This window comes from Burkholderia sp. Tr-862, from assembly GCF_011753085.1.
In the GTDB taxonomy this organism is placed as follows: domain Bacteria; phylum Pseudomonadota; class Gammaproteobacteria; order Burkholderiales; family Burkholderiaceae; genus Burkholderia; species Burkholderia ambifaria.
On record NZ_VWWG01000068.1, the window covers coordinates 22,095 to 35,248 of the forward strand.

At 69.8% G+C, this 13,154-nt stretch carries 11 protein-coding genes; 1 reads left to right on the forward strand and 10 read right to left on the reverse strand.

The annotated features are described in order from the left end of the window. Window positions 1–56: 56 nt before the first annotated feature. Window positions 57–1,040: an AraC family transcriptional regulator gene (locus F3J14_RS19075; protein WP_166724335.1), complete on the reverse strand. Its 984-nt coding sequence runs from the start codon at window positions 1,038–1,040 to the stop codon at window positions 57–59. A gap of 137 nt (window positions 1,041–1,177) precedes the next feature. Between F3J14_RS19075 and F3J14_RS19080 the strand changes: the two genes are divergently transcribed. Next, entirely contained in the window at window positions 1,178–2,014 is an 837-nt protein-coding gene (locus tag F3J14_RS19080) for an alpha/beta hydrolase (RefSeq protein WP_166724336.1), read from the forward strand. Between the two features lie 141 nt (window positions 2,015–2,155). Here the strand turns inward: F3J14_RS19080 and F3J14_RS19085 are convergent, their stop codons facing one another. The 9 genes from F3J14_RS19085 to F3J14_RS19125 form a co-directional block, all read right to left on the reverse strand. Next, a complete protein-coding gene (locus tag F3J14_RS19085) occupies window positions 2,156–3,664 on the reverse strand; it encodes a hypothetical protein (protein WP_166724337.1) in 1,509 nt (502 codons plus the stop codon). Window positions 3,665–3,798: 134 nt separating this feature from the next. Beyond that, window positions 3,799–4,794 carry a hypothetical protein gene (locus F3J14_RS19090; protein WP_166724338.1) on the reverse strand — a complete coding sequence of 332 codons (996 nt, stop codon included), beginning with the start codon at window positions 4,792–4,794 and terminating at the stop codon, window positions 3,799–3,801. A 3-nt stretch (window positions 4,795–4,797) separates the two neighbouring features. Further along, window positions 4,798–6,111 (reverse strand): hypothetical protein, encoded by a 1,314-nt coding sequence (locus F3J14_RS19095; protein ID WP_166724339.1) that lies wholly within the window; start codon window positions 6,109–6,111, stop codon window positions 4,798–4,800. 3 nt (window positions 6,112–6,114) lie between these two features. After that, window positions 6,115–7,485 (reverse strand): hypothetical protein, encoded by a 1,371-nt coding sequence (locus F3J14_RS19100; RefSeq protein WP_168736266.1) that lies wholly within the window; start codon window positions 7,483–7,485, stop codon window positions 6,115–6,117. 33 nt (window positions 7,486–7,518) lie between these two features. Beyond that, entirely contained in the window at window positions 7,519–8,571 is a 1,053-nt protein-coding gene (locus tag F3J14_RS19105; protein ID WP_166724340.1) for a hypothetical protein, read from the reverse strand. Between the two features lie 50 nt (window positions 8,572–8,621). Further along, window positions 8,622–10,433 (reverse strand): hypothetical protein, encoded by a 1,812-nt coding sequence (locus F3J14_RS19110; protein WP_166724341.1) that lies wholly within the window; start codon window positions 10,431–10,433, stop codon window positions 8,622–8,624. A gap of 57 nt (window positions 10,434–10,490) precedes the next feature. Further along, the gene (locus F3J14_RS19115; protein ID WP_166724342.1) at window positions 10,491–11,963 is read right to left on the reverse strand and encodes a S8 family serine peptidase; all 1,473 of its coding nucleotides are present in this window, start codon (window positions 11,961–11,963) and stop codon (window positions 10,491–10,493) included. Beyond that, window positions 11,960–12,703 carry a hypothetical protein gene (locus F3J14_RS19120; protein WP_247682243.1) on the reverse strand — a complete coding sequence of 248 codons (744 nt, stop codon included), beginning with the start codon at window positions 12,701–12,703 and terminating at the stop codon, window positions 11,960–11,962. The genes F3J14_RS19115 and F3J14_RS19120 overlap by 4 nt, the downstream gene beginning before the upstream one ends. Before the next feature lie 74 nt (window positions 12,704–12,777). Further along, window positions 12,778–13,154, reverse strand: a 377-nt coding sequence (locus F3J14_RS19125; protein ID WP_211080369.1) for a hypothetical protein, incomplete at its 5' end; no start/stop codon positions are given.

Sequence of the window (13,154 nt, forward strand, 5' to 3'; positions counted from 1 at the left end):
ACGGCGCCGATGTCTCACCGTACATCGGCGCCGCCCACGCCAAGCCTCGCGCGGACCTATTCTGTATTGGCTCGCCGCCACTGCATCGGCGACATCTCGTACCGTCCGCGAAACGCGCGGCTGAACGCCGCCTCGGACGTATAGCCGACGCGGTTCGCGATATCGGCTACCGGCGCGCGGCTGTAGCGCAACAGCTCCGCGGCCCGATCGAGACGCCAGGTCGTCAGATAGCTCAACGGCGCCTGGCCCACGACACGCTGGAACCGATCCGCGAACGCCGAGCGGGACAGGCTCGACAGCTCGGCGAGGTCGTTGACGGTCCAGGCGCGGCCGGGATCCGCGTGCATGGCCGACATCGCCGGATTGATCCGGCTGTCGATCGCGCCGGACAACCAGCCGTGGCCCGTCGCCCCTTCCGTCGCCCAGGTGCGCAGCAACTGGACGAAGATCACGTCGAGCAAGCGGGAGATCATCGCGGCGGCGCCCGCGCGCGGGCTCAACGCCTCGTCGAGTATGAAATGGCAGCTCAGCTCGAGCCACTCGAACGGCCGCTCCCGCAAGCCCTTCAGCACCAGCACCGGCGGCAGCACGGACAGCAGGCGCTGCGACAGCACGCCGTCGAAGCCGAAATCGCCGCACAGCCACGTGGTGTCGCCGCTACCTATCGTCAGGCGTTCACGGTCGTAGTACTGTGGCGCGAGATCCGTGACGAGCCGGGCGGAGCGGCCCGGCCGGTCGGCGATGACATGGCCGTGGCCATGCATCAGCATGACGAGGTCGCCCTGCGACGCTTGATAGCGCGCGTCGAGCCCCTCCACCTCGATCGTCACGCTGCCGCTGCGGATGATGTGTAGCCGGTACTTGCCGGCAGGAAAGCGCAACCCGAACGGCGCCGATGCCGCGCAGGTGAACACCGTATTGCCCCGGATGCGGATCAGCTCCAGCACGTCGGAAAACGCATCCCGCCGAAATACGAACGGGTCTGCGCCATCGTCCAGCCCGGTCGGCGTTTCAGCAAAGAATTCCGGTTTTTCAGCCATGTCACGTACTCGGATGGTCTTTAAGATGGACACATCATTCACGCCGGGCAGTGCCGATGTCAAAGGGATTCGACAGGGGCACGCGGCACACTCGCGGGCGTGACCGGTGTCATCCGGCGACCACAGGAGCCAAGAACATGAATCCGGAAACGCGTACCGACACGGTTGTACTCATCCACGGCCTGTGGATGACGCCGTTGTCGTGGGAGCATTGGGTCACCCGCTACGCGCAGCGCGGCATGCGGGTCATCACGCCAGGCTATCCGGGCATCGAGCCGGGCACGGCCGGCGTCGAGGCACTGCGCCGCGATCCGTCGCCGCTCGTGAACCTCGGTGTGCGCGAGATCTTCGAGCACCTTGCCGCGACCATCGCGGCACTCGACACGAAGCCGATCATCATGGGGCATTCGTTCGGCGGCGCGTTCGTGCAGCTGCTGCTCGACGCGGGCTTCGGCACGGCCGGCGTCTCCATCGACGGTGCCGCGGTAAAGGGCGTGTGGGCGCTGCCGTTCAGCGAGATCAAGGCGACCTTCCCGGTCCTGCGCAATCCGGCCAACCTGCACCGCGCCGTGCCCATCACCGAGACGGATTTCCACTACGCGTTCACGAACAACCTGAGCCTCGCGGAATCGAAGCCGGTCTATGACCGCTACGCGGTGCCCGTGTCGGGGCGCATCCTGTTTCAGGGCGGATTCGCGAACGTGACACCGAATGCCGCGACGAGCGTCAACTTCGCGAACGACCAGCGCGCGCCGCTGCTGTTCATCGCCGGCGGCAACGACCACATCCTGCCGCCGGCCGTCCAGCGCGAGAACTACGAGAAGAACGCGAAGCACTCGCGGGCGATTTCGGCATACAGGCTGTTCCCCGGTCGAAGTCACTACACCTGTGGCGAGCAAGGCTGGGAGGCGGTCGCCGACTTCGCGCTCGACTGGGCGCTGGCGCCGGTGGCGGGCGATCTCGGCAACCGGTGACCGGCGCCGAGGCACCCGTCGCGAAGTCAGTTGTACAGGCTCTGCGCCGACAGCAGCTCTTGAAGGTTGCGCAATGCCGCCGTGGACCGCGCGGCCGCGACGTCCCGGCCTGCGAAACGGCCCGGCCGACGATATGCGCGTTCATGACGCTGCGCGGCGTCCCGCTGTCGTTGCGCCCGCAGGCGATCGAGGTGCGGCCGTCGCGGGACGCGTGGGCGACGGGGACGCAGCGGCGCTTGGCCCGGAAGTCGGCTGCGGCGCGGGTGCTGCCCCTGCCCCTGCTCCGGGTGCGGCTCCGGGTGCGGGTCTGGGCGTAGACGCCGGATTCGGCTGCAACGCTGCCGGTTGGCTGGCGCTGCCCCCCGCTGCCGAGCCTGACGCCGCAGAGCCCGAAGCCGCGGAACCCGAAGCCGCTGGACCAGCGACAGGCGGCGCGCGTAGCCCACCGTCCAGCGAGGTCCGCCGAGCGGCCATGTCGGCCTGCTCGGCGCCGCGCTGGGCGGTGCGATCGGCGGACAGGCGCGCCGCTTCGGCATCCGGATTGATCGTGTTGACGCGGATGCGTTCGATGTCGCCCACGCCCGCCAGCCGGTTCAATGGTACGTAATCCGTACGAAATACCAGTTCGACGCCGCTACTCAGGTTGACGTCGGCGTGCGAGCTCTCGGTCGTCTGGGTGCGGTCGGTCGACACGTAGCCGATCGTGCTCTGCACATTGGCCTCCGCGCCCCAGGGCCCGAAGCGTGCTCCCCCGCTCACGCCCACCGTGTTGCGCGTGTCGAATTGCGAGCCGCGGTCGTTGGCGGCGGCGCTGCTCGCATCGATATGGAAATTCATCGCGGCGTTGAGCCGCCCGCTCTCGATGACGATGCGCTGCAAGCCCATCTGCACCATCGTCGCGAGCAACTGCTGGCGGTTGCGGGCCAGCACCTGTTGCGCCAGCGGCACCAGGCGCTCGGGATCGGATGCCGGAACCCCATCGCCCGGCCCCAATCCCAGCGCACTGCGCAGCGCCGCTTCGGCCGGCGGCGTCGCGCCCGGGCGCAACACCAGCCGGGTCGCGGCATCGCGCTCTGCCTGCAGTTCCTGCTGGCGCTGGCGGCGCTCGTCCGGCGGCAGGCCCGCGAGTTCATCGGCGTCGTCCGCGGCCTCGTCGTCGCCGCTGACCTGGTACGCAGTGGGAAAATGCTCGGCCAGCCACTGCCGCGCGCCGGCGATGCCGACATTGCTGTCCGCGAAGCCTTCGGTGGTCTGCGCGACATTGCGAATCAGGTCGACGAACGCGGTCAGCTGCTGCTGGTTCGAATCGTTCATCGCCTTGAAGACGCCCGTGATCAGCTCGGTCACGAAGCGCGGAAACGACACCGCGTCGAGCACCGCCCGAGTGGTGCCGGCCATCCGGTCGATGGCGGTGCCCGAATACTCCGAGCCCGCGTTCTGCGCGACAGCCAGCGGCGTGCGAGGTTGCGCCGCGAGCTCGTCGTGGTCGAGCGCGAGCGAGCCGATCCGTACCAGTCCGGACGCGAGATCGCGGCGCGTGGCCGGATCGAGCGCGTCGAAGCCCTGCTGTCCGGACAGCAGTTCGCGGACACGGTGACGAACGTCGGGCCGCGGCACCGGCGAACGCGCGAGGTGCGCGGTAGCCGCCATCTCAGCGACTCCGCCGCGCGGCGCGCGTCCCGCGACGCGTAACGTGCTGCCAGGAGGGCGACGGCGCATGCGCCGCCCCCGCCACCCCGGTTGTGCCGCCCGCATCGCGAGGGCCTGAGCGAAGCGGTTTCATGTCAGCGCCCGAGTGCGGCCCACGCGTTCGCCGGCACAGCCGGACGCGCAGCCGACGGCACGGCGCGGCCGTCGTCCGGTATGGAAGGCGCCTGGCCATCGGGTTTCTCGCCGAGGCTGAGCGTGGCCTCGATCCAGTCGGCGGCGGAGGCGATCACCGGGTTGTCGAGGGCCACCAGCGGCGACGCGCCGCCCAGCGCATCCGCGACGTCCGCCAGCCACGCGATCACGGTCATTCCGGCTTTGCCGCGCCGGACATACGCGGCGGGCTGGCGCGGCGGCTGCCGCGAGAGTCTGCCGATGCCGGCGACCACGCCCCAGATGTCGCGCGCGGCGAAGCCTTGACGCAGGTCGGCATGGCCGAGGATCGCGAACGCGTCCCTGAGCATGCCGACGATCTCGCCGGCCATGAACGCGGTCACCCCGGTACAGGCGGCGCCGAGATTCTGCGCGAGCGCGCGCGCGGCGTTGCGGACTCGCGCCTGGTGCCCGAGCTCCCCGCTCGAGTCGGCACCGGGCGCCTCGTCGAGCTTGTAGAGCGCCTCGCAAAGCACGAGCATGCATTCCTCGAACTGGACGTTGCGCTCGGCATCCGCCGCCGCCGGGCCGTACGCGGTGCCGAACAACCGCGAATAGAACGCCGCGCGCTCGCCGGCCGCCAGCTTCTCGGCGCGGTGGTGCCACCAGTTGGCGACGAGCGGCTGCGCGCCGCCGAGATCGACGCCGACGGCGCCGCTCGCGGACAGGCCGGCGAGCGTCTCGACCGCGGGGATCACGCCCGCGGACTCGAGGTCGCCCGCCAGATAGAGCGACGCAAGCGCCCGCAGCTGCGCCTTGTCGACGTGTGCGGCAACGGGATCGGGGATCGCGATGTCGCCGAGCTCGTCGAGCGCGAACGCGAGGCCGTGCGCGGTCGCGCGCTCGACGAGCCGCGCCCCCGACCGGATGGCGGCCGCGAGCCCGGCATCCGCGAGCGGAGCGATGAGGTTGCGCGCCATGATTCAGTGCTGCCCGGCAGGCAAACCAACGGCGGGCGCCGGCTTGTTGGGGTTGTACGGCGTCGAGTTGCCCTGGATCACCGACATCATCTCGGGCGTCGCCATCTTGTCGAGCGGCAGGTAGTCGCTCTTGAAGTTGACGCGGACCTCGCCCGACAGCTTCGCTTTCACCTCGGCCTTCGATTCGCTGGTGTCGTCGAGCGCCGAGCCGACGGTGGCCACGTGCTCCTGCTGCCCCTCGAACGCGGCGTCGGCCGAATACGGCGTGTACCAGCTGCCGTAATGGGCGTTGAGCGATTCCTTGTACTTCTGGCTCTCGCGGTCGTGCATCGACGCGGTATAGGTGCGTTTCGCGGTGTCGCTGGCGCGCATGTCGAACACCACCTTGGCGTTGATCGACCCGTCGGTGACGACGATGCGATTGATGCCGAGCATGACCATCGACGACAGCAGCTGCTGGCGCTGCTTCGCCATCTGCAGGCGCGCCGCGGTGACGAGGCGCAGCTCGGACTTGTCGTCGGACAGGTCGGTCACGGGCGGTTCGAGGTTGTAGTTCCGGCTGATCTCCGCCAGCCGCTGCTGCGCGTTGTCGCCCTGCGCCACCAGCCGCGACGGGGCCGCGGCGGCCGCCGCGCCGGCGCTGTCCGCGTCGAACGCGTCGGCGCCGTCCTGCGCCTGCACCGACAGCACGTCCGGGAACGAATCGGCGAGATAGTCGCGGCCGGCCCCCTCGCTGATGTTGTCGCTCATGAACTGGCCGGTGGTCTTGGCGACATTGGCGATCAGCTCGCCATAAGCGCGCATCTGCTCGATCGAGCTTTCGACGATCGCCTGGAACACGTTCTTGATGAGGCCGCCGACGAATTTCGGGAAATCGACCTTCTGCACCATCTGGCCGAACTGCTCGACGCCCTGCTTGACCGCACCGGCCTGGAAGTCCTTGCCGGCGAAGCCGGGGTCCTGCGCGAGCTGGCGCTTGGTCGCAGTGACAGGATCGTCGGCCAGCGCCGTCGCGGCCGGCGCCGGATGCGGCGCCGGATGCGGCGGCGCGATCGGGCGCGCGAGGCCCGTGGGCGGCAGTTCGCCGTTCGCCTCGCGCTCGGCGATCTCGGCATGCACGCCGTTGGGATCGGCCAGATAGGCGAGCACCCGCACCGTATCGGCGGCGATGCGGCGGCGCTCGTCGTCGGGCAGGTCGAGGAACGACGGAATCGCGGTCAGCAGGCGGCGCACTTCGGGCCGCGTCGCGTCGAACGCGGCGGCGCTCGTGGGCGGCCGTACCGGGTGAAGCGCGTCGGGGGGAGCGGACAGGCGCATGGCTCAGTTTCCCTTGGCCGGAGCCGGCGCGGCGGCCGGGGCCGAAGCCGGCGCCGCGGCGGGTACGGCGGCCGGCGGCGTTTTCGGACTGGGCAGCACGTTGGGATCGGCCGGCGTCGCGTTGCCGGTGATGGTGGCGATCATCTGCGGCGTCGCCATCTTGTCGAGCGGCAGGTAGTCGCTCTTGAAGTTGACGTCGACCGCGCCGGACAGCTGGATCTTGGTCTGCATCGCCGAGTTGCTGGTTTCGGACGCGGCGGTCGACGCGGTGATGATCGGCTTGTTCTCGTACTCGTAGTCGCCCTTCGCGTAGTAGTCGGCGCTGTACTGGCGGCCGTTGTCCTTGTCGTTGCTGGAGTCGTACTTGCCGCCGCGATCGTAGGTGCCCTTGCCGGCGTAGGTCGTCTGCACGTTGCCGTCCTTGTCGCGGGCGAGGTCGACCGCGGTGGCGCTGCGCTGCTTGGAAAGCGTGTCCTGCGCGCGCACGTCGTAGATGATCTTCGCGGAGATCTTGCCGTCGGTGACGACGATGCGGTTGATGCCCATCAGCACGATCGAGGCCAGCATCTGCTGGCGCTGCTTGGCGAGCTGCATCTTGAAGCGGTTGACGATGGCCAGTTCGGAAGCCTCGTCCGACAGGTCGAAGGTGTCGCCGTCGCCCATCTGCAAGCGGGCGCGCACCGTCTTCGACGCTTCGTCCGGATCGACCCCGTCGCGCACCTGGACGCGCGGGCTCGGGGTATCGCCGCTGTCGTCCATGCCGATCTCGAACAGTTCGGGAAACTGGCCGACCATATGATCGCGCGCCTGGTTCTCCGTCACGTGTTCGTCGGCGAACTGGCCGAGCGATTTCGCGACCTGCGCGATCATTTCCTGATACGCCTTCATCTGCTCGATCGAGCTGTGCGTGATCGACTGGAACACGCCGCTGATCAGGCTGGCGACGAAGGTCGGAAACTTGACCTGGTTCAGCAATTCACCCGCGACCGCGGCGCCCTCGTGCGCGGCCGCCGCGTTGAATTTGGACTTGCCGATGCTGTCGACGGCCTGGTTGTGCGTCTGGAAATCCGCCTCGTGCGCCGCATGATCGGTGTCGTCCAGCGCGCGCGCCGGCGCGATGGCCAGACCGCCCGGAAGCTCGTGACCGGCGAACCCCTCCGGCCGCGCCAGGTAATCGGCGATCAACGCGGTATTGCGGGCGATGTCGCGGCGATCGGCGTCGGGCATCGCGTTGAAGGCCTGCGATCGGGTCAGCATCTGCGCGACGCCGCGGCGCACTTCGTCGGCCGGCACCGGCGGCATGTGACGCGGGGCGGGCACGGCGGCGCGCGGCGGCGGCGCGATCGGCGTGTGACGGGCAGCTTGCGGAAACATGGCGACCTCGCGGAAAACGCGTGACGAAGCGATTCAGTGGGCCTGGGCAGGCACGTCCACCGGCAGTTCGAACTCGATGGGCCGCAGGTAAAGACTCACGCGCGCCGGGCTGGCTGCGTCCGTGCGCAGGCTGACGATCGAGAAGCGGCCCGGCCAGTGCGCGTCCTCCGGCGTGAACGCGCCCATCCATCGCTCGAGCGCGTGCAGCCCGCGCGGGCGCTCGGCGAGCCCCATCGTCAGCAGGCTGAGGAACGCCGGCGGCACGTCGGGGATCGCCGACAGCAGCACGTAGAGCTCGAGATCCGGCCCGTCCGGTCCGAGCCCGAACGCGAGCAGCGCACCGTGCGGCGGCAGATCGAACCGCCCGCCGAGCACCAGCCCCACGAGCTGCATGATGCCGGGCAGGCGATGGCCGATGCCGAGCGTATCCATGACCGGCTGCAGATCGGCGAGCCGCAGTGCCTGGGTGCACGCGAACGTGAGCCGCTGGCCGCCGAGATCGCGCTGGGCAGCCATCGTGGTGAAGAGCGGCTTGAGCCCGGGCACCATCCGCAGCGCGGCCTGGACGACGCCGGCCAGGTCGCGGGGCAGGTTCTCGATCGTGCCGGCGTCGCCGGGCAGCTCGTAGTACACCTTGGACGCGTAGAGCCCGTCGCGATCGTAGCTGGAGCCGAAGAACGCGCCATAGTCGAGGTTTCCGCCCGGCCGGGCGAAGCCCCGGAACGGCTCGCTCGCCTGGTCGAACCAGTGCAGCGCCTCGCGGCCGATGAAGTCGCGGATCAGCTTGCGCATTTCGCGCGTCGACTCGTCGCGCCGGTCGATCGCGGACGCCTCCGGCGGCAACGGCTCGATCGTGAAGCGCAGCTTGCCCGGCTGGCTTTCCGAGAAGCTGGGTTCGAACGGTACTGCCATCGGCATCAGCGCGTTGTCGCGGAACCGCAGATCGTCGGCGCCGTCGCCGAACGTACGCAGGAACAGATCGCGCGACGGCGCGAATGGATCGGCGGTACCGAGGCTTCGCGCGGCGCTTTTCAGGCGGCGTTCGACCCGGGCGACGACCGGCTCGCGGAATGAGGTCAGGGGCATGGCTCGGCTCCGGCAGGGTTCGGGAATGGCGCAGCGCACGCAACGCCGGTTCAGTTCGGGCGGTTCGAGTAGTAGCTCGCGCCGTTGTGCGCGCCGACGCCGTAGCCCGCCTTCACCGGCACGCCCGCGCCGAGGCCGATGCCGGCGCCGATATCGCCGACGCCGTCCAGCATCTCGCGCGCCATCGCCGGGATCGGCACCGGCTTCGACGTCATCTGCGGCGCCTCGCGCGGCTGCGAGAATTGCTCGATCTGCGTATCGGTGGTAGCGGTATCGGCCAGCCACAGCTCGCACGCGTTGACCAGGTCGTAGTCGGTGGGGTCGACGGTCGACTTGTGGTTCGACGACACGTCGGGATTGGCGATCTGGTCGATGCTGAGCAGCGGGCCGGTCGCCTTGTTGACGCGATCGACGTTGTTGGCCAGCCACGCGGTGATGATCGTGCCGCAGGTCGCCAGCGTGCGATAGCGCGAGCTGGTGCGCGCGCCGCCGAGATCGTAGGTCGCGACCTGGTCGATCACCTGCCACATGTCCTTGGCGCCGTAACAGCCGCGGATCTCGGGATCCTGCAGCAGATCGATCATGAACTTGACCTGCGACTGGATCTCGCGCGCGGCGTAATGCGCCATGCCGTAGCCGTGCAGCGAAAGGTTGCCGGCGAGATCCCGGGCGGCCTTGCGCACTTGCTGGTGGTTGATCGGGTTCGGCACGCTCGCGCGCAGCAGCGAGTCGACTTCGGTCTGGCGCACGAACGACGAAACCGACGACACGAAACGGATCCACAGGTCGTTGAACTCGCGGTTGCCCGCAGTGTTCGGATCGCCGCCCGGAACGCCGAGCGTGATGGCCGCGAAGTTCTTGCGCTCCTGCTCGGAGATGCGGTTCGGCGTTTCGCGCCAATAGCGATAGAGCAGCTTGCCGGCGTTGCCCGGGCCGATCGGCAGCGTGCCGTGCTGGAACTGCTCGACGATGCGGTCGACGACCTGGAACACCTTGAGCTCGTCGAACATCGCGGCGACGATCATCGGGCCCATCACGCGCACGTTGTCGGCGACGATATTCGCGTCCTCCAGATCCTCGAGGTTCGGCAGGTCGATGCCGAGATCGGCGATCGCGTTCTCGCCGCCGATGTTCTGAACCGTGTTCAGCTCCTCGTTGATGCGGCGGCGCAATTGCGGCTCGTCGGCCTGGATCTTGCGGGCCTGCAGGCCGCGCATCACGCGCGCGAATTCGGTGGTGACCACGCCCGGCTTTTCGCCGCCGCGGCCGTCGGGATCGCCCTCGATGCACAGCAGCGCCAGCACCCGCTGCGCGAGCGCACCGTACGAATTGGCTTCGCCCACCGCCGCGAAGAACTGGCGGGTAAACGTGTTCATCAACCCGCTGGCGTCGTCCGGCACGGTCCTGCCGTCCACGACCTTCACGGGGGGCGGCGTGGCCCCGTCCACCGCGAGGATGCCCAGCACCAGCGTGACGAGCGTGATCGACGCGGGCTCGGTATCCACGCCGTTCGCGCCGTTCGCGCCATTGGCGCCATTGGCGCCGCCCCCATCGCCCGCGCCGAACACCAGTTGGCCGTTCAGCTCGGAAAGCAGCGGCGGGTTGATCAGCGACTTGCGGGCGAGCAGTTCGCGGGTGGCGACGAACAGCGGATCGCATACCTCCGCCACGCCGTCGGACGATTTCGTGTCGTACACGGCCGCGAGGATGGCCTTGCACAGCGCGAGCTGCTCCCGCTCGGCAGCGACCGGTGGCCGCTTCAGCGACTCGAGCCGGTTGACGATATCGACCAGCCCGTCGCGGGCCCGGGTCTCGAGGTCGACGAGGTCGAGGAAGCGGACTTGATGATTGACTTGAAACATTTAACTTCTCCTTGAAATCCGGTCGGTTCGGGGAGTGAACGGGATCCGGCGCGCAAGTCAGCCGTCGTCGGCCGTGCCTTCCTTGCCCGTGCAACCGTCGTCGCCCGCCGCTTCGTACGCGTCGATGCGGCCGGACAGCGCCCGCAGCGCGGCCGCCGCGTCGAGAATGCCGGCGCCGCAGCCGTCGGCCGCGCCGGGCGCAAACGGGCGCGCGGTGGCGACGAGCAGATCGACCACCGCCGCGCCGGCTAGCGGATACGCGCGGCGCTGCGCGTACGCGACGAGCAGCGCCGCGGCGCCCGCGACGAACGGCGCGGCGAAACTGGTGCCGGTCGCCAGCTGATAGGCCTCGATCGCGCTCGTCAGCACCCGTTCGCCCGGTGCGCACAGCGCGACGTGCGGGCCGCGCGTCGAGAACCGGGTCGGCCGCCCGTCGTCGCCCACGGCGCCGACCGCGATCACCTGCGGGTAGGCAGCGGGCCAGTAGCGGGTCACGCTGCCGTTGTTGCCGCTCGCGGCAACGAGGATGCAGCCGCGCGCGGCGGCATACGCGATCGTGTCGGCATGCGGTTTCGGCCGGTTGGCGGCGATCGTCGCGTCGTCGGTGCCGAAGCTCATGTTGATGACCTTGGCGCCGAGATCGACCGCGAGCTTGAGCGCGCGATCGAGATCGGCGATCGCGCCGAGCCCGACCGCATGCGCGTTGCCCGGCAGACGGGCGGCCGCCAGCGCGCGCATCGGCAGGATGCGGCAGTCGCCGCCGAGTCCGCGCGGCATCGCCACGCCCTCCGCGGCGATGATGCCCGCGCAGCCCATGCCGTGACCGACGAAGCGGTCCTCGGGAAAATCGCCGCGATGGCCATGCCCGCTCAGCAATTGCACGCCGGGCGACAAGTCGCCGGGCTCCAGCCGCACCGTGTCGGCGCCCGTGCGGAACGCATGGGCGAATTCGGGATGCCGGCGGGCGATGCCGCTGTCGATGAGACCGATCGTGACGCCGCTGTCGCCCCGTTCGATCGCATGCGCGTCAGCCATGCGCACCAGCGCGCGCGCATCCTGCGCGAACCGCGCGGCCGGCGGCACGGGCGCCAGCCGGCCCGGCGCGTCCATCGGGACCATCGCCACGTAGTTGGGCGTCACGCTTTCCACGGTCGACAGTTGGGCGAGCGCGTCGCACAGCTCGCCGATTGCCGTGCCGGCCGGCACGCGCAGCAGCAGCGTGCGGGCCATGCCCGTCGCTTGCTCGATCGCGTCGTATCCGCGGTGCGCGTGCCCGGGCACCCAGCGCCCGGCCGCCGCGCTGAACGGGCGCACCGCCAGAAAGCGGCCGGCGAACGCAACCACGATACGGTCGAGCGGACCGCCGTCGATGCATTGCGCGGCAGCCAGCGCGCCGCGCGTCACGTCGCGAATCGACGGCACGTTCTCGGGCGCTTCGCCGAGCGCCAGCTTGACGAGCAGGCTGGTCGGCAGGCTGAACTGCCGCTCGCCGGGCGAGGCCCACGGCGTGCCGAGTGCGCAGATCGTCATGGCCGCGCCTCCTCCTGACCGGGGATGGCGGCCAGGGTCATCGGCCTGGCCGCAGGTGCCGCCGGCGGCGCGAATGCGCTCAGGTCGAACGCCATGGCGGCCGCATGCCGGCTCGTCGGCGACACGGCAAGTTCGCCGGCCCACTGGTCGCGACCGGGCGCGAGCAGCAACTCGTCGTCCGCCGATTGCAACACGGCGACCGGGCGATTGCCGATCCGCACCAGCGGCGCGTGCGTGCCGTTGACCAGATTGCGCCCGATCACGCGCAGCAGCGGCGACGCATCGGGCTGCGCGTCATTGGCGGGCGCCACGGGCTCGACCCGCTCGACGCTCGGCGCGGACGCCCGATCGAGCGCCCGGCGCAGCCGGTCCACGGACAGATTGGTGACGCGGCCGATCGCATGCACCATGTCGCGCTGCTCGGCCTGCTGAAATTGCCTGACCGTGCGTACGCCGGCCCATTCCAGCCGCTTGCGGTCTTCGGCCGAGAGTTCGTCGCCCAGCGCGTCGAGCGGCTGGTCCTTGCCGTCCTCGGACAGCGCGATCGCGTTCTCCTCGATCGCCGGCCGCGTGATGGTCGTGAAGACGAGATGGAAGGTGCTGCTGTCGGTGTCGCCCGGGCCGGCCGGACGAATCCAGACCTCGCTTTCGACGAATTCCACATGGGCGCGCAGATCGAGGTTGACGTCCTTGATCGCGAAGGTCAGCGGCAGGTTGAGGTTGCGCGCCTTGATCGCCATCGCCGCCTGCGCGTTGTCGAGCTGGCTCTGGACGGCCTGGATGAAATCCTCGAGGCGCAGGCTGGCGTTGCTGTTCATTGCGCCGCTCCGTCGATCGGCACGGCTTCGAGGACGATCGCGAGCCGTGCCGGCTCCGGATCGAAGGCCGTGCGGGTCAGGAACTGCGGCAGATCGCCGACCAGTTCGATGCCGTCGGCGCCGCGCGCGATGTGCAGGTCGAGCGGCAGTTCCATGACCACCGAGTGCACCCGTAGCCCCTGCGCCGCACCCGCGGTCAGCTGTTCGGCGACGTCGGCGAACGCGCCCAGCGTCTCGCCCAGCGGCCGCGGCGAAATCATGCCGGTTCTCCCCGGGCGGATGCGGGCGCGACCGGCGCGGCAGATGCGGCCGGCGCAGCAGGCGCGGCGGGAGCAGCAGGCGCGGCGGGAGCAGCAGGCGCGGCGGGAGCAGC

What these genes read in the sequence shown, in the direction of transcription:
- F3J14_RS19105 (WP_166724340.1), bottom strand. Translation starts at nt 8,571, where the DNA reads ATGCCCCTGACCTCATTCCGCGAGCCGGTCGTCGCCCGGGTCGAACGC.
- F3J14_RS19075 (WP_166724335.1), bottom strand. Translation starts at nt 1,040, where the DNA reads ATGGCTGAAAAACCGGAATTCTTTGCTGAAACGCCGACCGGGCTGGAC.
- F3J14_RS19120 (WP_247682243.1), bottom strand. Translation starts at nt 12,703, where the DNA reads ATGGCGATCAAGGCGCGCAACCTCAACCTGCCGCTGACCTTCGCGATC.
- F3J14_RS19110 (WP_166724341.1), bottom strand. Translation starts at nt 10,433, where the DNA reads ATGTTTCAAGTCAATCATCAAGTCCGCTTCCTCGACCTCGTCGACCTC.
- F3J14_RS19100 (WP_168736266.1), bottom strand. Translation starts at nt 7,485, where the DNA reads ATGTTTCCGCAAGCTGCCCGTCACACGCCGATCGCGCCGCCGCCGCGC.
- F3J14_RS19080 (WP_166724336.1), top strand. Translation starts at nt 1,178, where the DNA reads ATGAATCCGGAAACGCGTACCGACACGGTTGTACTCATCCACGGCCTG.
- F3J14_RS19085 (WP_166724337.1), bottom strand. Translation starts at nt 3,664, where the DNA reads ATGGCGGCTACCGCGCACCTCGCGCGTTCGCCGGTGCCGCGGCCCGAC.
- F3J14_RS19095 (WP_166724339.1), bottom strand. Translation starts at nt 6,111, where the DNA reads ATGCGCCTGTCCGCTCCCCCCGACGCGCTTCACCCGGTACGGCCGCCC.
- F3J14_RS19115 (WP_166724342.1), bottom strand. Translation starts at nt 11,963, where the DNA reads ATGACGATCTGCGCACTCGGCACGCCGTGGGCCTCGCCCGGCGAGCGG.
- F3J14_RS19090 (WP_166724338.1), bottom strand. Translation starts at nt 4,794, where the DNA reads ATGGCGCGCAACCTCATCGCTCCGCTCGCGGATGCCGGGCTCGCGGCC.